General features: G+C 62.5%; 15 protein-coding genes. 4 read left to right on the forward strand and 11 right to left on the reverse strand.

Annotation, left to right across the window (positions count from 1 at the left end; all coding sequences use genetic code 11):
* Nucleotides 1-13 precede the first annotated feature (13 nt).
* The 5 genes from D1159_RS08040 to D1159_RS08060 all read right to left on the reverse strand — a co-directional run bounded on the left by D1159_RS08040 (nt 14) and on the right by D1159_RS08060 (nt 5,809).
* Nucleotides 14-1,435 (reverse strand): HAMP domain-containing sensor histidine kinase, encoded by a 1,422-nt coding sequence (locus D1159_RS08040; protein WP_161845154.1) that lies wholly within the window; start codon nt 1,433-1,435, stop codon nt 14-16.
* A 124-nt stretch (nt 1,436-1,559) separates the two neighbouring features.
* Nucleotides 1,560-2,249, reverse strand: a complete 690-nt coding sequence (locus D1159_RS08045) for a response regulator transcription factor (protein WP_161845155.1) — start codon at nt 2,247-2,249, stop codon at nt 1,560-1,562.
* A 221-nt stretch (nt 2,250-2,470) separates the two neighbouring features.
* Nucleotides 2,471-4,372 carry an LTA synthase family protein gene (locus tag D1159_RS08050; RefSeq protein WP_161845156.1) on the reverse strand — a complete coding sequence of 634 codons (1,902 nt, stop codon included), beginning with the start codon at nt 4,370-4,372 and terminating at the stop codon, nt 2,471-2,473.
* A 100-nt stretch (nt 4,373-4,472) separates the two neighbouring features.
* Nucleotides 4,473-5,060, reverse strand: coding sequence for an ATP-binding cassette domain-containing protein (locus tag D1159_RS08055; protein ID WP_161845157.1), 588 nt, complete (start codon nt 5,058-5,060; stop codon nt 4,473-4,475).
* Entirely contained in the window at nt 5,057-5,809 is a 753-nt protein-coding gene (locus D1159_RS08060) for an ABC transporter permease subunit (protein WP_202620992.1), read from the reverse strand. The genes D1159_RS08055 and D1159_RS08060 overlap by 4 nt, the downstream gene beginning before the upstream one ends.
* A gap of 179 nt (nt 5,810-5,988) precedes the next feature.
* Between D1159_RS08060 and D1159_RS08065 the strand changes: the two genes are divergently transcribed.
* Together D1159_RS08065 and D1159_RS08070 are read left to right on the forward strand one after the other, a co-directional pair.
* A complete protein-coding gene (locus D1159_RS08065) occupies nt 5,989-7,776 on the forward strand; it encodes an ASKHA domain-containing protein (protein ID WP_161845158.1) in 1,788 nt (595 codons plus the stop codon).
* Between the two features lie 108 nt (nt 7,777-7,884).
* The gene (locus D1159_RS08070) at nt 7,885-9,141 is read left to right on the forward strand and encodes a diaminopimelate decarboxylase (protein ID WP_243152180.1); all 1,257 of its coding nucleotides are present in this window, start codon (nt 7,885-7,887) and stop codon (nt 9,139-9,141) included.
* Nucleotides 9,142-9,230: 89 nt separating this feature from the next.
* Here D1159_RS08070 and D1159_RS08075 read toward each other — a convergent pair whose 3' ends face one another.
* Both D1159_RS08075 and D1159_RS08080 read right to left on the reverse strand, forming a co-directional pair.
* Nucleotides 9,231-10,289: an MqnA/MqnD/SBP family protein gene (locus tag D1159_RS08075; RefSeq protein ID WP_161845160.1), complete on the reverse strand. Its 1,059-nt coding sequence runs from the start codon at nt 10,287-10,289 to the stop codon at nt 9,231-9,233.
* A gap of 24 nt (nt 10,290-10,313) precedes the next feature.
* Nucleotides 10,314-10,994, reverse strand: a complete 681-nt coding sequence (locus tag D1159_RS08080) for a Crp/Fnr family transcriptional regulator (protein ID WP_347563657.1) — start codon at nt 10,992-10,994, stop codon at nt 10,314-10,316.
* A gap of 408 nt (nt 10,995-11,402) precedes the next feature.
* Between D1159_RS08080 and D1159_RS08085 the strand changes: the two genes are divergently transcribed.
* Complete coding sequence (locus D1159_RS08085) at nt 11,403-11,651, forward strand: hypothetical protein (RefSeq protein ID WP_161845161.1); 249 nt, start codon at nt 11,403-11,405, stop codon at nt 11,649-11,651.
* 193 nt (nt 11,652-11,844) lie between these two features.
* Nucleotides 11,845-12,894, forward strand: coding sequence for an LCP family protein (locus tag D1159_RS08090; RefSeq protein WP_202620993.1), 1,050 nt, complete (start codon nt 11,845-11,847; stop codon nt 12,892-12,894).
* 57 nt (nt 12,895-12,951) lie between these two features.
* On the opposite strand, the gene D1159_RS08095 is transcribed toward D1159_RS08090, so the two are convergent.
* From D1159_RS08095 to D1159_RS08110, 4 genes are all read right to left on the reverse strand, one after another.
* Entirely contained in the window at nt 12,952-14,277 is a 1,326-nt protein-coding gene (locus D1159_RS08095) for a nucleobase:cation symporter-2 family protein (protein WP_161845162.1), read from the reverse strand.
* A 175-nt stretch (nt 14,278-14,452) separates the two neighbouring features.
* Nucleotides 14,453-16,198, reverse strand: a complete 1,746-nt coding sequence (locus D1159_RS08100) for an adenine deaminase C-terminal domain-containing protein (RefSeq protein WP_161845163.1) — start codon at nt 16,196-16,198, stop codon at nt 14,453-14,455.
* Nucleotides 16,199-16,363: 165 nt separating this feature from the next.
* Nucleotides 16,364-17,251 (reverse strand): AraC family transcriptional regulator, encoded by an 888-nt coding sequence (locus D1159_RS08105; RefSeq protein WP_161845164.1) that lies wholly within the window; start codon nt 17,249-17,251, stop codon nt 16,364-16,366.
* Nucleotides 17,252-17,312: 61 nt separating this feature from the next.
* Entirely contained in the window at nt 17,313-19,040 is a 1,728-nt protein-coding gene (locus D1159_RS08110) for an adenine deaminase C-terminal domain-containing protein (RefSeq protein ID WP_161845165.1), read from the reverse strand.
* Nucleotides 19,041-19,053: the final 13 nt, after the last annotated feature.

Genomic DNA, 19,053 nt, shown 5'->3' on the forward strand with positions numbered 1-19,053 from the left:
GTTCCGGCAGTCTTCATGCCAGGGTCAGGGTGAAGGTAAACTCCGTCACGCCGTCCTCGCTGGTCACGGTAATGTTCTCCTTATGGCTGCCCAAAATGGTTTTGACAATATACAGGCCCAAGCCCACCCCGTCCCGATCCACGCTGCGGGACCGGTCGGTCTTGTGGAAGCGGTCAAAGACCAGGGGCAGCTCCTCTGGCGCAATGGTCTCCCCGGTGTTGCGCACCGACACAAACGCCTTGCTCCCCTTAGCCGCCACTTTGATGCCGATGGCCGTGCCGCCGGCGGCGAACTTGATGGCGTTGTCCAGCAGATTATAGCACACCTGAGTAATGGCGTCGGTGTCCCCCCATACGGTGACGGACTCCTCCGGCAGGCTGGTGTCCACATCCAGATGCCGGGCGTTGATCTTGGTCTCCAGGCTCACCAGCACCCGCAGCATCACCTCCACCACGTCAAACCGCTCCTGGGCGGTGACGTTCTCGCTGGACTGAAGCCGGGACAGGTCCAGCATCTTGCGCACCAGCCGGGACAGCCGCCGGGTCTCCGCCGAGATGGTCTTCAGATACTCCCGCTCCTGCTCCGGGGGGATAGTATTGTCCAAAATACCGTCGGCGAAGCCGGCGATGGTAGTCATGGGGGTCTTGAGCTCGTGGGAGATATTGGCGATAAACTCACTGCGCTTGGCCTCCGACTGGGCCAGGGAGTCGGCCATGGTGTTGAACGCCTCCGCCAGCTCTCCCACCTCGTCCTGCCGCTTCTCATAGCCCACCACCCGGGCGTCAAACTCCCCGTGGCCGAATTTTCGGGCGGCGTCGGCGATCTCTTTCAGGGGCCGGGTCTGGTGCAGGGTGGTCACAGAGCTGCTGATAAAGGCGATGCACAGTACCACCACCGCGGTAAAGAAGAAGATGGAGGTCACCGCCTGCCACAGCTCCATCAGGCTGCTGCTGTCCGCCGCCACGAAGACCAGATTGGTCTCGTGGCGCTGGTTCAGAATATCCGTCACATAAACCGGCCGGCCAGCCACATAGCGCCGCTCAGCGAAGATCCCTCCCAGGTTGCTCAGAGCGCTGAACTCCCCGGTCTCCGCAATGGTGCGGCGCACCAGCTCCGGTATCATCGCGTCCGTATAGCCGTTCATATCCAGCAGGCTCTCCCGGATGGCGCCGCTGGAGTAGAGCTGGATGTGCCCCTGGGCGTCGCAGATCAGCACGTCGGCGTCGGAGATCCGGGCGAAAGAGCTCACATAGTCCTGGTACACCGTGCTCAGCAGGCTGCCCCCCCGCTGCTGAATGCTGCTGGTATACTCTGAGATGACCTCCGCGTTGCGCGCCATAACCTCCTGCTTCTCCTGGAGGGTATAGCGGTAGGTAAGGGTAATAAAGGAAGAGCCCAGCAGGGCAAACGAGATCAGAATGATGACCACCATCATGGAAAACTGTTTTCTGTAAATAGCGCTCCCTCCCTCTCTTTATTCTTAAAAAGGAAAAAGGACATGCCCAAAAGCCTCTCAGCGTCCATGCCCGCAGGCGTGAAACACGTTCCCTGTTCCTGTCTCAGCTGTTGGTCACTTCAAATTTGTAGCCCACGCCCCACACGGTCTTCAGGCTCCACTGGCTGGATACCCCCTCCAGCTTTTCTCTCAGACGCTTGATGTGTACGTCCACCGTGCGGGAGTCGCCGAAGTAGTCAAAGCCCCACACCTCGTCCAGCAGCTGGTTGCGGGTGAACACCCGGTTGGGGGCACTGGCCAGGTGGTAGAGCAGCTCCAGCTCCTTTGGGGGGGTATCCACCCGCCTGCCGTCCACCATCAGCTCGTAGGAGTCCAGGTTCACCGTCAGCTTGTCGTAGGAGAGCTTTTTCTCCTCGCCCCCCTCTTCCACGCCGAAGCGGCGCAGCACCGCGTGAATCCGGGCCAGCACCTCTTTCATCTCAAAGGGCTTGACGATGTAGTCGTCCGCTCCCATCTCCAGGCCGCTGACCTTGTCGTCGGTCTCCCCCTTGGCGGTGAGCATGATGACAGGGGTGTTGTCCTCCTCCCGGATTTTTTTCAGCACAGACCAGCCGTCCATCACCGGCAGCATGATATCCAGCAGCACCAGATCGGGCCGGAACGCCCGGAAGCGCTCCACGCCCTTGCCTCCGTCTCCCGCCACGTCGGTCTCAAAGCCCTCCTTCTCCAGATAGAGATGGAGCAGCTCGGCAATATTGTTCTCGTCCTCTACAATCAGGACCTTTCGCGCCATGGTTCCTCCCCGTCCTTTCCCGCCCCCGCCGCAAAGGGGGCGCTTTTTTTATTTTACTCCCTTTTCCCGCTGAATTGGGTGAATATTCTGTAAATCCCGCACGCCTTCCTCCGCCGAGCCGCAAAAAACAGCCAATCGCCGCGGCGATTGGCTGTTCGGGGACGCTGGCAGCACGGCCGCTTAACGGCTATTATAGCACGGTATGCGCCCAACGTCCATTTTTACTTGTCGGATTTGGGCGCCGGAGCCTCTTTCAGGAAGAAAAAGTCCTGGGGCCGGCGGCTCTTGTCGAAGAGATTGCTGTACTCCAGCCCCCGGTAGTCCTTCAGCGCCTGCTGAGCCGCCTCGCTGAGCAGCTCCGGGTGCTCCTCCGCCGTCCAGTTGCCCGCCCCGTCCAGAAAGCCCACGGTATTCACCACGGGAAGCAGCTCACAGAGTCTGCCCAAAAACTTCTGATATCCGGTCAGGGGCAGGTTGGCCGTCTCCATCAGCAGCGTGGACAGGTAGTTCAGAGAGAGCTTTACCCCCTCCCGCTCCTCAATGTCATAGTTCGCCCACAGGAAAAAGGGGACCGCCTGCTTGATTTGGGCGGTCTGTGTGTCATATACCGCCTCCTCGCCCAGCACCTCATCGTAAAAATCGTTGTCCACCTGGGGCTGGTGGTCGCCGAACACGCAGATCAAGGTGGGCTCCTCCACCTGGGAGAAGTAATCCACCAGCTCCTCCAGCGCCCGGTCGCTCTGGTAAGCCAGATTCAGGTACTGGTCCACCGAGGGATAGCGCCCCTCGCATTCCCCGGCGAGCCACACCTCCCGGGGCAGGTTGGTCCACTCGCCGGTGAAGCCGCTGTGGTTCTGCATGGTCACGTTAAAGATAAACAGGGACTCCCCCGGCTCCTTCTCCTCATAGCGCTGGATTACGTTGCGGTAGTCGGCGCTGTCGGACAAAAACTCCCGGATCATGTCCTCCTGCGTATAAGTAAAGTCCTCCAGAAAGTGCTGTTCGTCAAAGCCGAAGCTGTTGTACACCTCCACCCGGTTCCAGCCGGAGGCGTAGTAGGGGTGCATGGCCACCGTGCGGTAGCCCAAAGCCTTCATCTGCTGGCTGAGGGACGCCTCCTGCCCGCCTACATACATCTGATAGGGCACCGTGGCGGCGGGGAGGAAGGCCACCGTATTGCCGGTGAGAAATTCATACTCCGAGTTGGCGGTGGTCCCCCCGAAGACGGAGGAGTAAGCCGTGCCCTTGACCGTGTTCTCCTTCAGGCTGTGGTAGAAGGGCAGGCAGTCCCGGTTGAGCTCCACATTTGGAAAGGCCCCCAGGTCCGCCAGAGACTCATTCATCACCACAATCACATTCACCGGGCGGACGGTACCGTCCGCCCCGGCGGCCACCGCCGGGAGGTCGGACACCAGACCGCCGGTGCTCTGCTGCAGGCCGGCGGCAGAGTAGCCCTCCGGCGGATTGATGCGGCTGTACTTGGCGCACAGGGAGAAATTCAGCGCCAGGCCGTTGCCCTGGGTGCTCCACAGGGAGGGGAGTATCCCCGCCCGCTCCACCGCGCCGGTGCCGAAGAAGACATAGAGGAACGCCCCCGCCCCCGCCAGGGCCGGGAGGAACTGCTTCCACGAAAAGGTCCGTCTCCCCCGCTCCACCGGCAGGGCGTTGACCAGCAAAACAAAGCCGATGACCGCCAAGGCGCTGAGCACCATAGGCAGATCCGGCATATAGTTGTAGTTTCCCGCCACGTTCAGCGCCGTGCGGAAGGTGAACAGGTCTCCGGGGAAGAGGGTCCGCCCCCGAAACAGAATAGCATACCGGTTGATGATGCCGATGAGCCACGTCACCACCACAGCCGCTTTTCCCGCCCGGTCCCGCTGCCCCAGTACAAAGTAGAAGATGAGCTCAATCAGGTAATACCACACCAGATTCAGCGCCACCTGAAGGGGGCTGAACTCCCCCCAGGGCTGGTTGTTGTTCAGCAGCTCCACACAGGTATAGGCCAGCAGCGGCCCCAGAAAAAACAGCAGGCGGGCCAACGTCAAGGCCGTCTTCTGATCCACCGGCAGCTGGAGCGCATGGCCCTGCCGCCGCTTTTTCCTAATTTGTCCCAGCAATTCCATCTGCCCCCTCCTCACTTGTTTTTTGCATGTGCTATCATACCACTTTGTCCGAAAAAGGCAATAGTATTTTCTGTTTCCGCTGTCTTTCTTTATAAAATCTTCAGAATTTCTCCTCGGCCAAATGAAGGGGCGGTCCGGCCAGGGGGAGCCTCTGGTCCGCCAGCTCCACCACCGCCCGCTCGTGGCTGGACAGGATCACCGGCCGGCTCAGCCCCCGGATCCGGGCAAAGATCCGCTCCATACGGGCCTGATCCACCCCAGTGAACGGCTCATCCAGCAGCCACAGCCCCCCCGGACAGGCCAGGGCCCGGGCCAGGGCCAGCCGCCGCCGCATCCCTCCGGACAGGGCGGCGGGGTAGGAGTTCTCCTCTCCCTCCAGCTCTGTCAGGGCCAGCCAGTCTTTGACCGCCTTCCGCTGTCCACGGGGGAGCACGTCGGCGATGTGCTCCCCCGCCGTCCGCCAGGGAAACAGCCGATCCTCCTGAAACAGCAGCACCGGCGTCCCCGGCACCGTCACCCGGCCCCCTTCCGGCGCCTGGAGCCCCGCCAGCACCCGCAGCAGGGTGGTCTTTCCGCACCCCGACGGCCCGGACAGGGCGGTGATCCCCTCCCCCGGACAGTCCAGGGTGAAGCGGTCCAAAACTGCCTTTTCTCCATAACAAATTGAAATATCTTCCGCAAATATCACGTTTTGTCCCCCTGTTCCAGCCGCTTGAGCAGCGTCCCCATAACCCGCTCCAGCAAGAAGCTCAGGATCAGCACCACCAGCGTCCAGGCGAAGAGCTCCGGCGTCTCCAGATAGATTTTGGAAAAGTACACCTGGGTGCCGATGGCCCGCCGGGGGACGCACAGCACCTCCGCCGCCACCCCCGCCTTCCACGCCAGCCCCAGGGCTGTGTGACAGCCGCTGGCAAAATAGGGCAGCACCGAGGGCGCATAGACCAGCTTCACCGTCTTCCACCGGCCGAAGCGGTAGGCCGCCGCCGCCTCCAGCAGAAGGGGGTCTGTCTGGGCGATGCCCCGGCTCACGTTGCCCCACACCACCGGAAGCACCATCAAAGCAGCCACAATGGCCGGCACCTGTCCTGTAGGCGCCCACAGAATCACCAGCAGAATAAAGGAGGCCACCGGCGTGGCCCGGATCACCCGCACTGCCGGAGAGAGCACCCAGTCCAGCACAGTGCTGGCGCTGGTACACACCGCCAGCACTATCCCAGCCAGCACTCCCGCCAGCAGTCCGCCAAAAATGCGCCCCAGGGTGGCCCAGGTGGTCTGCCAGAAGGCCGGCGTGCCCACCAGCCCTGCCAGCGTCCGGGCCACCAGCGCCGGCCCCGGCAGAATCAGCTCTTTCCCCACCCCGGCGGCGGCCAGCGCCCACACCGCCAGCCAGAACACCGGCGCGATTGCCCGGGAATACCACGTCTTTTTCCCCTTCAAGCCTGCTCCTCCTCTTTACGATCCTTCTGCCGCCTATCCTATCATATCTCCCTGCCCCCCTTCAAGCCTCCCTGCGAAACATGGGGCCGGAAGTCCCCCCGCCGCCTTGCAAAAGCCAGGGGGGCGTGGTATGATCCTCTATATATAGACCCACATACCTGCAAAGAGAGGGACAAGCCATGGAATCCATCACTATCACCCTTCTGCCGGAGGGGCGGACGCTCTCCGCGCCCAAGGGCGGCAATCTCCTTTCCGTCCTCCGGCAGGGCGGCGTGCCGGTGGACAGCCCCTGCGGGGGACAGGGCCGCTGCGGCAAGTGTACGGTGGAGCTGGTGGAGCCGGAGGGGGTACGCGCCCTCCCCGCCTGCACCGTCACGGTGACACAGCCTCTCACCCTCCGCCTGCCCCGCCCCGCCGGGGACACGGTGATCCTCTCCCAAGGGGAGGACCGCCCCGTCCTCGTTGACCCTCTGGTCCGCTGGATCCCCGTCTCCCTGGAGGACTGGGACGCCCCCTCCATGTGGGACGGGCTGGCCGGGGCCATTGCCGGGGCGGCCCATCTGGCGCCGGGGGACCTTCTCCCCGCCCCCCAGCTCCTCCCCCAGCTGGAGGCGCTGCGCCGGGACGGTGTCCGGACGGCCTGGGCGCTGCTGTGGAAGAATCAGCCCCTGGAGCTCACCGCCCAACCTCCCCAGCCCTGTCTCATGGCCTTTGACCTGGGCACCACCACTCTGGTGGGCTACCTGCTGGACGGCCTCACCGGAGAGACCCTGGCGGTGGCCAGCGCCGCCAACCCCCAGGCCGCCTACGGCGCAGACGTCATCAGCCGGGCGGCGCACGCCGTCCAGGGGGGCGGAGCGGAGCTGCGCCGCTGTGTGGAGGACGCTCTGGCCACCCTGGTCCGTCAGGCCGCAGAGAAGGCCGGCCGGTCCCCAGAGCAGATTCTTCTGGCCGCTGTGGCCGGCAACACCTGTATGCACCACCTCTGGCTGGGCCTCTCTCCCGCCTCTCTCATCCAGGCTCCCTACCGGCCCGTTCTGCGGGCTCCCCTGGACCTCCCGGCGGCGGAATGCAGGCTCCCCATCCACCCCGCCGGGCGGGTGCTGGCCCTGCCCAATCTGGCGGGCTTCGTGGGGGCGGACACCGCCGCCTGCCTCCTGGCCGCCGGGTTCCACCGCCGGGAGCGGCCCGCCCTGCTGGTGGACATCGGCACCAACGGAGAACTGGTGCTGGGGGATCGCCGCCGCCGTCTGGCCTGCTCCACCGCCGCCGGCCCCGCCTTCGAGGGGGCCAACATCTCTCAGGGAATGCGGGGCGGCCCCGGCGCCATCGACCATGTCACCCTGGAGGGAGACACCCTGCGCTGCCACGTCATCGGCGGGGGCAAAGCGGCGGGGCTGTGCGGCTCCGGCCTGGTGGACGCCGCCGCCCGCCTGCTGGCCCTGGGGGTCATCGACGCCACCGGGCGCATGGCGGGGGCGGAGGAGCTCCCCCCCGCCATGGCCGGCCGGATCGTCCAGCGGGACGGACAGCCCGCCTTTGTCCTCACCCCCCCTTCGGACAGCCGGGACGGACAGCCCATAATCCTCACCCAGCGGGACGTCCGGGAGCTCCAGCTGGCCAAGGCCGCCATCGCCGCCGGCATCGCCCTGCTGGCCCAGTCCTGGGGGATCGCCCTGGGCGACATCCCGGAAGTCCTGCTGGCCGGCGCTTTCGGCAGCTTTATGGACCTGGACTGCGCCTACGCCATCGGCCTGCTCCCCCCGGAGCTGGAGGGCCGGACGCGCTCCATCGGCAACGCCGCCGGGACCGGGGCCAAGCTGGCCGCTCTCAGCGCCGGACAGCTCCGCCTGTGTACCCGGCTGGCTGGGGACACCGTCTGCCTGGATCTGGCCGCACACCCGGAGTTCCAGACCCGGTACTTTACAGCTATGAACTTCGGCCCGGTAGAGGACTGGGATCTCTGATATTGACAACCGCTATGCCGGTTTAGTATGATAAAGTATCTGGCCGAAGCCTGTCTTTTCTGCCAGAAACGAGGCTTCTTATCTCTAAAGAAATCAGGTGACTGTCATTTGAAAAAGCCCTTTGTTACCCTGCCCCAGCTGGAGGAAATTGTCCAACAGTACCCCACCCCCTTTCATCTCTACGACGAGCGGGGCATCCGGGAGAACGCCCGCCGCCTGAAGGCCGCTTTCGCCTGGAACCCCGGCTTCCGGGAGTATTTTGCCGTAAAGGCCACCCCCACCCCCGCCATTTTGAAGATCCTCCGCGAGGAGGGCTGCGGCGCCGACTGCTCCTCCCTCACCGAGCTGATGATGGCCCAGCGGTGCGGCTTTGGGGGCCGCGAGATCATGTTCTCCTCCAACGACACCCCTCCGGAGGAATTCCGGCTGGCGGACCAGCTGGGCGCTGTGATCAATCTGGACGACTTCACCCACATCGACTTTTTGAACAAGACCATCGGACACATTTCTGAGACCATCTGCTGCCGCTTCAACCCCGGCGGGGTATTCTCCATCGGCGCGTCTGAGGAGGGGTTCCAGGTGATGGACACCCCCGGCGAGTCCAAGTACGGCTTTACCCGGGCGCAGCTCTTCGAGGGCTTTCCCAAGCTGAAGGCCATGGGGGCCAAGCACTTTGGCATCCACGCCTTTTTGGCCTCCAACACCCTGTCCAATGAGTACTACCCCACGCTGGCCGGAATTCTCTTCCAGCTGGCCGCCGACCTCCACGCGGACACCGGCTGCGACATCCAGTTCATCAACCTCTCCGGCGGCGTGGGCGTCCCCTACCGCCCGGACCAGCCCGCCAACGACATCCAGGCCATCGGCGACGGGGTGCGCCGGAAGTTTGAGGAAATTCTGGTCCCCGCCGGACTGGGCCATGTGTCCATCTACACCGAGCTGGGCCGGTTCATGCTTGCCCCCTACGGCTGCCTGGTCACCCGGGCCACCCACGAAAAGCACATTTATCGGGAGTATATCGGCGTGGACGCCTGCGCCGCTAACCTGATGCGCCCGGCGATGTACGGCGCCTACCACCACATCACCGTCATGGGCAAGGAGGACGCCCCCTGCGACCACAAGTACGACGTGGTGGGCGCCCTGTGCGAGAACAACGACAAATTCGCCGTGGAGCGGATGCTCCCCAAGATAGATTTGGGAGATCTGCTGGTCATCCACGACACCGGCGCCCACGGCTTCTCCATGGGCTATAACTACAACGGCCGCCTCCGCTCCGCCGAGGTGCTCCTCAAGGAGGACGGCTCCGCCGCCCTCATCCGCCGGGCCGAGACCCCGGAGGACTACTTCGCCACCTTGGTGTGGTAAGGCGGGCGGCTGCGGAAAAAGCTCCGCGGTTCACCAAAGACACCCGGCAGTCAGGCGACCGCCGGGTGTCCGGAATTTTATGCCGTGGATCAGGGCAGGTAGAAGAAGGCGTCGTCGGGGATGCCGCCGCCGATGGAGGCGGGGTCCGCCTGGAAGAGCACCTCGTAATAGGAGCGGATGGAGGTCATATCCGTCCCGGTAATGCACACCAGATTGGCCTGGGGAATGGCCGCCTTGGCGATGGGCTCCTTGGGCACGATGCCGGCCTCCACCACCAGCCTGGCCCCCTCGTCAACGTTGCTGTTGATATAGTCGATGGAGGCGGCGTACTCCTCCAGAAAGGCCGCCACCGCCTGGGGGTGTTCCTCAATAAAGGCGGTGCGGGCCACCACGCAGCCCATGGTAAAGGTGCCTGGGAGCTCCAGCTCCTCCCACACCTGGTTGAAGTCCAGGGCCAGGCGCACGTCTTTATTCTGCATGGTCACCGCCGTGGCGGCGGGCACCGGCAGAAGCGCCGCCTTGGCCTCGCCGGACACCATCAGGGCGGTGACCTCGTCGGCGGTCTTCCACTCCACTGTCACGTCCGCCGCCGGATCCAGCCCGCTCTGCCGCAGCAGGTAGTTGAGCACGTACTCCGGGTTGGCCCCCTGGCCGGTGGCGTAGATGGTCTGCCCCCGGAGGTCTGCCATGGACTGGATGTCCGTCCCGTTTTCCAGAATGTAGAGCACCCCCAGGGTGTTCAGGGCCAGCATCTGGATGTCCCCGTTGGTCTTGTTGTACAGGGAGGCCGCCACATTGGTGGGCAGGGCGGCGATGTCCACCTCTCCGCTGGTGAGCTTGCCCACCAGATCCGTGGGCTGGGCGGCCACCTCCACCTGGTAGTCATTCTGAGCGGCGCCGGCGGCGCTGTCCCCAATCAGCTTGGCCGCGCCCATGCCGGTGGGGCCGTTGAGCATGGCCAGATTCACCGTCTCCCTCTCCGGCGCGGGGGTGGGCGTGGGCGCGGGAGTGGGCGTCGCCGCCGCGGCGGGGGTCCCCTCCGGCGTGGGGACGGGGGTGGGTTCCGCGGCCTTCTTCCCGCATCCGGACAGCAGGCCCGCCGCCAAAGACAGGCCCAGGGCCAGCGCAATCCAACGTGTTCTCTTCATACTGCATCCATTCCTTTCCTTCCATTACAACACCCTGGACAGGCAATCCTGCAATTTGTTCCTGTCCAGAATTGATACAATCTTTCCCCGCTTCTCCGCGGCACCCGCTTCCTGGAGGGCGTCGAAAGCCCGGTACAGGGACGCCCGGCTCACATGGATCCGCCGGGCCAGCAGCGCGCCGGCCTCCGTCAGCTCCACCCGGCCCGTCTCCTCCCGCTCCAGCAGATAGCGGGCCAGCTTCTGCTCCGCGCTGCCGGCCAGAAGGCCGTCCATCCGGCCGCTGAGGAAACGAATCCGCTCCGTAAGATAACCGACATAGTTCCGCGCCGCCTGGGGACTGCGCTCCAGCAGCTCTTCCACCAGGGTCTGCTGAAGCAGCATCACCTGGCAGTCCACCGTTGCCGTCAGGGTGGTGGCGTAGTCCTCCCCCTCCTGGAAAAGGGCCGCCGCTCCAAAGAGATCCCCCGCCTTCAGACGGCTGAGGAGCAGCGGTCCTTTACTCACCTGCACCGCGCCTGACAGTATTATGCCCAGACTGCGCTGATACGCCTGGGGGGTGTAGATCTCCCCTCCCCCGGGAACGGCCAGACACACGCAGCGCCGGTCGTCCAGACACCACCGCACCGCCGTCTCGGATACTTCCCGGAAGAGGACGCTCTGTTCTATGATTTCTTTGGCTTGGCTGTCCGGCAAAGTCTGTTCCACGCCGCCCTCCTTTGTCTCATATGAGACAAATATAATCTACACCAGCTGGTTTACTTTGTCAAGCCCTCTTTTTGCTCCCCTACAGGTGTGGCGGCACAATTCTCAGGAGGGATCGAAATGGGTCTGGGATTGTTTTTCCTATTTGTAGCTTTTATCTGGATGATAACGCTCTGTGTTCTCACACTCCTCGCTGCCTGGCGGCTCTGGCATAATCCCTGCCGCCTTTCCCGCCATCCTGGATGGAAGCGGGCGCTGTGCCTTTTGCTTCTGCTCTGTGCGGGCCTCTTTTTTGCCCTCGCCCTGTTCTGGCTGTCCGGCTGCTGGGCCATAGTGGACTATTATTTTCTCTGACACACCCTCTTTTCTCCGCATATCATAGGGTATAGTCTTTGGAAAAGGAGGTATCCTATGGCAAGGCCCATCCCCTCTCCTCCCGGTCCCGTGTGGGAGACCGAGCGCCACCCCGCCCCTATGAACCACGTTACATACCCCATGTGTCCCCCGCCCCTTTGCCCCTGCCAGTCCTGCGGCGGAGAGGCGGTCTTCTCCCGCATTCTGGAAACCCTTCAGGAACAGAATCAGCTTCTCTCCGATCTGACACAAGCGGTGCGCGCCCTCAGCTCTGCGCTGCTGGCCGCCCAGTGCCGCCGGATATAGCGCCTGTGCTCCCGCTGTCCGGAGCCGGCCATTTCCCATCTGGAGCCAATTTGCAAAATCCCTTAAATTTTTATGAATTTTGCAACTATTCCTTGCCTGCCGCCGTCTAATCCGGTATACTAGCTTTCGGTTATCTGTTAACATAATCGCGCTGCGCTGTGCAGCGATACAAAGGAAAGGGGCGTTGTGCTCCATGGGTAAGCGCGTCCGGAAATCCAGCCACTCCTCTGTCCGCTCTGTCGGCCGGGGATTTTACCGCCTGCTGGTGGTTCTCTCCGCTATGATTGTGGCGCTGTTTGTGGCCTACAAACTCATCCGCAGGCAGCCCTCTTTTGCCGACGGGCCCCAGTATAACGCCCTGCCCACGCCGGTGATGCCGGTGTCCAGCAGCGCCCCGCCCAATCCCTCCGCCACGCCGGCCCCCTCTCTTACCCGGAAGGAGAAGACCTGGACCTTCCTCCTGGCCGCCAGCGACGCCACCAGCGGCAACGCCGACACCATTATGGTTGGCATGTACGATACGGTAAATCAGAAAGCCGGCCTTATTTCCATCCCCCGGGACACCATCTACGAGGGCATTACCCCCAATGGCGGCCATTTTTACAAGATCAACTCGGTCTACGCTTACTACGGCGCGGAGGGACTGGCCCAGGCGGTCTCCGAGATGCTGGGCATCCCCATTGACCACTATGTGACGGTGAATATCAAGGGCTTCAAGGCTCTGGTCAACGCGGTGGACGGCGTGGATGTCAACATTCCCGTCTACATGGACTACGACGACCCCACCCAGGACCTGCACATCCACTACTCCGCCGGCATGACCCACCTCAACGGCCAGCAGGCCATGGAGGTGGCCCGCTTCCGCCACAACAACGACGGCAAGCCCCAGGTAAGCTATACTGACATTCAGCGTACCCAGATGCAGCAGACCATTTTAAAGGCCATTGCCAAAAAGGTCCTGTCCAACCCTCAGAAGATCGGACAGTATGTGGAGATCTTCTCCCAGTATGTCACCACGGATCTGGATCTGAGCGAGATGCTCTGGTTTGTGGAACCCGCGCTGGGTTTTGATATGGAAAACTTGTCCAACGCCACCCTCCCCGGCGACAGCGCCGTCACCTACAAGGGCTGGACCTGGTGCCACCAGCTGGACCGGGAGGAATCCTTGGCTCTCATCAATGAGATGGTCAACCCCTACACCACTCCCGTCATGCTGGATATGACCAATATGCCCCAGAAATAATAAAACAGAATCAGGCGGCGGAGGCCATTTCAGCCTCTGCCGCCTGATATGCTGTATTTACGCCCCCTGCCCGTCAGCGCTCTTCGGGGCCAGCAGATTGAGTGCGAAGACCATCACCCCCGCCGCCACCACCGGGGTGGTGAGCAGTGTGGCCACCGTGCCGGGGAAGCAGGAGAAGGACTCCTTGGGCACCATGGAAAAGCCCATTCCCATGGCCACCGCCGTCCCCACGATGGTAGAGCTGCGGGCGGTCAAGGGTTCGCTGGCAATCAGCTTCAGCCCCGTCATGGTAATCAGGCCAAAGACAATCAAGGTATTTCCCCCCACCACCGGGGAGGGCATGGTGGCCATCACCGCGCTCAGCTTGGGAAACACTCCAAAGCCCAGCATCAGTATCCCGATAATCACCATCACCCGGCGGCTGACCACCTTGGTCATGGACACCAGGCCCACATTCTGGCTGTAGGTGGACACCGGCGGCGCGCCGATCAGGGCGCCGAGCAAAGTGCTCACACCGGTGGCCGTCACCCCCTCGGACAGCTCCTTTCCCGTGGGCTCCCGGTCCATGCCGCCAGCGGTGGCGCCGGTGAGATCGCCCACAGTCTGCATCACGTTCACGATGGTAATAAGCACCACCGGGAGGATGGCCGCAACCTCAAAGTCGATGCCGAAAGGAAACAGTCGGGGCAGGGAGAGCAGTCCGGCCTGCCCCACCGGAGAAAAGTCGATCATCCCCATGGCCCCCGCACACAGGTAGCCCACAACCGCCCCCAGCAGCACGGAGATAATTTTGGCAAAGCCCTTGGCAAACAGGTTGAGGATCACCACGGTCAGGGCCGTAATGAGGGACACCGTCCAGTTCTTCCAGCCGCCGTAGGTGGGAGAGCCGCTGCCCCCGGCCATCATCTTTACCGCAATAGGGAACAGGGACAGACCGATGACCAGGATAATGGTTCCCGTCACCAGGGGCGGGAAGAACCTCCGGATGCTGTTTAAGCTGAAACCGATGAGAATGGTGACTGCGGCGCAGAGGATCTGGGCACCAAAGACCGCCGGCAGGCCGTACTCCGCCGCAATGACGGTCATGGTGGGCATGAAGGTGGACCCCGCTCCCACCACAACCGGCACACAGGAGCCGAGCCCCCGCCGGGGAACGGTTTGCAGCAGGGTGGCAATGCCCGCCATAATGGTGCAGTACTGGATCATCATGGCCTTGGTCTCCAAAGAGGCACCGGCGGCGCTGCACAGCAGGTGGGACACCGTCACAGAGCTCAAAAACATGACCATAATGTGCTGAAGCGACGCGGGGACCGCCTGATACAGCGGGGGTGCGCTGTCGTACTGGTACAGGGACGTGCTCTTCTCTCTCCTTGTCTTTGACATAATCTCCGCTCCTTTTCCCAAGTTGCCCGGGTAAGGGCGCGCGCCCGGCTCCAGGGGGTGAGCCGGGCGCGCTGTTTTTGCGCTCTATGGAATCAGAACCCGCTTGGGCGGGATTCTGTTTCCCAGATTCTTAGCACCTGTGTTCACAACCGCAAAACGCCGGCTTACCAGGTTCTTAGTCCTCTTCCAGGTCCACATAGCGGCGGCGGTCCAGCATCCAGGACATAATCTGAAGCCGGAACTGCCACGGGCAGCGGGAGTCCTCCTCATGGTAGCCGATGGCCTCGCCGGCGGCCCGGAGCTCCTTGGTGCGCTCGTTGAACTCCTTGGCAGTCAGGGTGCTGATGGTGGAGAAGATCTCACAGGGCAGCACGCTGGTCACTTTGCCGTCCTTCACCGACAGGTAGCCGCCGTCGTACTGGTCCAGGGCCTTGGCCGCGGCGAACATATCGTCGTAATTCTCGCCGACCACGCAGATCTGGGGGGCCAGGGAGGCGTAGACGCTGGCCACGGCGCCGGTCTTCATGTTGTACTGGCTCACCAGGCCGTTGATGATCTTGCGGGGCTTTCCGTTGCGGGGATACCGCTCAATGACGGTGAGGTAGCGCATATCCTCCGGCACCACAACCTTGCCGTTCTCATAGGGGAACCAGTACTCTCCCAGATAGGCTGGCATGCCCATGTACAGCGCCACCAGCTTGGCCTGCTTGCCGTCGGCGGAGATCTCAATGGGTTCCAGCTTAAAATCCTCCCGCTTCAGGCCGTCCAGGCCGGGCTTGGGGGTACGGATGATCTTGGAGTAGTCGATCTGGGGGTACTCCAGCAGCTCCCCGTCCCTAGCCACAATCCTGCCGTTCTTCATGACCATTACAGGCTGGATCACCTGGAGGGTGTCCAGGAAGACCAGGTCGGCGTACCGCCCCGGGGCCACGGAGCCGACGATCTGATCCAGCTTAAAGCTGCGGGCCGCGTTCAGGGTGCCCATGCGGATGGCCTCAATGGGGCTGATGCCAAAGCCGATGGCCCGGTTCATGTTATAGTTCAGGTGGCCCCGGCGGAAAATGGTGTCCACGGTCAGATTGTCAGTACACAGCATGACGGTGTCCGTGGGCAGGTGGTTGTTCACCATCTCCGGCACCGCCGCCTCCATGCAGGACAGCACGCTGTCCACGCCCTCCCGCAGCATGGGGTTGAGGCCCAGCCGCAGGGCCTGCTCCAGGGAGGTGTAGTCCCAGACGTTATGGGTGTTATAGCTGCCCATCATGGCGAACATATTCACCGGATAGGGATCCTCGTCCAGATACTTGCTGTGGCTGTGGATCTCCTTGCCGATGGACTTGGCGAAGGCCACCTGTTCAAAGACCTCGTCCTTGCCCTCCAAGGCGTCCAGCTCAGGGAACTCCCCCTGGTTGATGCAGGCGTCCATCTTCAGGATCTCCCGGGCGATGTCCCATTTCACCTTTTTGCCGGGGGCCTGGAGATACAGGTTATAGGGCAGCTTGTCCAGGTGGGAGAAGAGGACCTCAGTGGCCCATACGCCGTCCTTCTTGCAGGCGCCCACGTAGTCTTCAATCTCACAGATCAGCGTGGTGGTGCCGTTGGGCACAATGGCCTGAGAGAAGGCCGCCGGAGTGACCAGGTGGGAGTCGATGTGGCAGTGGGCGTCGATAAAGCCGGGGGCCACATACCGGTTCTCCGCGTCCATCACCTCCTTGGGGTGGACCTTGCTCTCGTCCGGGTCAATGGCCACAATCTTTCCCCCGTTGATGAGGATGCTCCCCGGCCGCACCCGGTTGGAGTATACGTCCACGATCCGGGCGTTCTTGATCAGCAGATCCGCCGGCCCCTTGCCGAAAATAGCGTCATAGTTGGCCCGCATCTCCTTAAAATCCGCGCTCTGCTTCATGTCCTTTACTTCCATTGTCCTGTGTCCCCTTTCTGAAATTTGCAGATCCAAATAGATAAATTGTATAAAACAAGCGTTTTGTGTCAATCTTTTATGTTCTGATTATACAAATTTTCAGCTGAAACGGCCATGCGTAAATCCCCATAAAACATATAGAAATCCACACAAATGCGGCATACCCTACAGCCGCCCCCGGGACACCGCTTTTATATAGTCCCGCGGGGCGCAGCCCATGATCTGCTTGAACGTGGTGCTGAAGTGATAGGGGGAGGAGAAGCCCAGAAGCGCCCCAATCTCCTCCACTGTCTTTCCTGCCGCCATCAGGTCGATGGACCGGCGCACTTTGTAGCGGAGAATATACCGGCTGGGGGACAGGCCCAGCACGTCCATAAAGCACTGATAGAGGTAGTTGACGGAGATATTGAGGGTCTGGGCCAGCTTGCTCACCCGGATGGGGGCGGCGATCTGCTCCTGAATATAACAGATGCTCTTTTGGACCAGCTCCCCCTGCCGGGCGGCGGCGGGCCGGACGGAGAAGTGAACTGCCCCCTCTTCCCAGCGGGCCTGGAGCATGTAGAGAAAGATCAGGCGCAGGTCCAGCTCCGCCTGGAGCAGCAGGCCCGGTTCCTTTTTGCGGCGGCTTTCGAAGAGATTGTGGAACAGCCCCGGCACCGGGGGCAGCTCCCCAGGCAGAAAGAGATTCTCCCCCCGCCCCAGCAGCAGCCGGACAAACTCCTTCTGCCGGTATTCCGGCGCGATGTCAAAGTGAATGCTGCAGCACTCCAGGGGCTCCCCCTCAGCCACAATTTCCGTGGTATAAATCTCAAAGGGCTCGAAGAGGAGCAGTGAGCCGGTGGGGCAGGTAAAGGTCCGCCCCTGGAGGGAAAAGCGCAGGGTTCCGCCGGCAATGTAGGTGATCTGGTGGTCACAGATATAGCCCTCCAGGTTGGTGGGGCGGCTGTCCTGCTGCCAGGCGCCGAAGCCCCGCACGGGAAAGGTGAAGTGCCGGAGCAGCTCCTCCAGCCGGTCCCCCTGGTGGGTATCCATGGGGTAGAGAATCTGACGCACAATAACCGCCCTCCCAATCACGCAGGGGCCCCGGAATTTGTTCCGGGGCCCCTGCGGCCCGTTATACGTTCAGCCAGGAATTCCGGTCCAGCTTCCAGAACAGCATCATCAACTGGCGGAACCAGCCCATGGGGTCGGTAAAGCCGTTCTCCTCGCCCAGGCGCTTCAGATTCTTGGCCTCGGCGGCGAAGGACGCCCCGTCCAGGTCGCTGATCACCCCGGCCAGGGGGAGCTGGAGGGCCCCTCTGCGCTGGCCGCTGGTGTAAACGGCGTATCCGCCGGGGCAGCGGTCCACCTCTTTGGCCGCCAGGAGCATGTCGTCCAGGTTCCGCCCCACTGCGGCGATATAGGGGGCGGGGGACTGGTTGGTGATGGCAAAGCCCCCCTCCCTTACCAGGTAATCCTTGGTAAAGGTGCTGATCACATGGCGTTCCCCGTTGGGATAGCGCTGGATGACCCACAGGTAGGAGGCGTCGTCCGGGCACACAATGGAACCGTTTTTCACCGGCATCCACAGATCCTCGTACCAGTTGTACTCGCCAGGTACGCCCTCGTTGAACACCCGCACCAGGCGCTGGCTGTCCCCATCTCTTGACTCCAGATACTGGGTCTCCACGTCCGCCAGGGTCAGGCCGTCCAGGCCGGGGCCCCGGCTGTCCTTCAGGGGGCTGTAGTCAAAGCCCTCCAGCTGGATGGTCAGCTTACCGTCCTTGGCCACCATACGGCCGTTCTGGAAGACGTACTGGGGCCGGCGGATCTGGCTCAGGTCCTTCAGGAAGATGAGATCCGCCCGGCGGCCCGGGGTGACGGAGCCGATCTCGTGCTCCAAGTGCAGCCCCTGGGCGATGTTCAGGGTGGCCAGCCGGATGGCCTGGATGGGGTCCATCCCCATGTCGATGACCGTCTGGACAATGGCGTCCATATGGCCCGCCTCCATCAGGTACTCCAGTGCCAGGCCGTCGGTACACACGCCGATGTGGTCGGTGGGCAGGCCCTTCTCAATGACCTGGGGCATAAGCTTGGTCACGTTCTGAAGCACGCCGTACCCCTGGCGGATCATGGTCAGATGCCCTGCCCGCAGGTCCATCATCAGATCCTCAAACTCAAAGGCGTCATGCCCCGCCACGCTCCCCGCCGCGGGGAAGAGGTTGAACTCCTGCTCCCGTTTGCTCCACCGGGCGTGGGAGAGCTGCATTTTGCCATTGGCCTGGGCGTCCGCCAGCTGCTCAAAGGTGTCGGGCGTCCCGGCGCAGTATTTATAATGGTTGAACTCTCCCAGGGCGAAAACCCCGTCCCATTCCAGCAGTTCTTTCACTACCTTGGGGTCCACCTTTTTGGCCGGGGCCTCCAGATAGAGCCGGAAGGGCAGCTCCTCCCGCTTTTGGAAGAGGATCTTTGCGTTTTCCAGGGCCTTTTCCCGGGAGGCGCTGCACAGATCCAGGAATTCCGCCACCACCGCCGTGGTCCCGAAGGGACAGATCACCTCCGCCAGCTCCTTGGGGGTGACCAGCTCGGTGTCCACGTGCATATGGCCGTCGATGAGGCCGGGCGCCACATACATCCCCTGGCCGTCAAAGCGATCCCTGGCCAGGGCCACGGTGTCCCCATCCGGGTTGAGGGCCACAATAGAGCCCTTGTGGATCAGCAGGCCTCCATCGTAGGTATCTCCCACGTACACGTCCACAATCTTTACATTGGTGATGGCCAGATCCGCGGGCTGCTCTCCCTTGACCACCGCGAACAGCTCCCGCAGGTCTTGTTCCCGCTGTTTCTTATCCAACGCACACATATTGAAACGCTCC

The sequence above is a fragment of the Pseudoflavonifractor sp. 524-17 genome, from assembly GCF_009935845.1.
Classification (GTDB): Bacteria; Bacillota; Clostridia; order Oscillospirales; family Oscillospiraceae; genus Pseudoflavonifractor_A.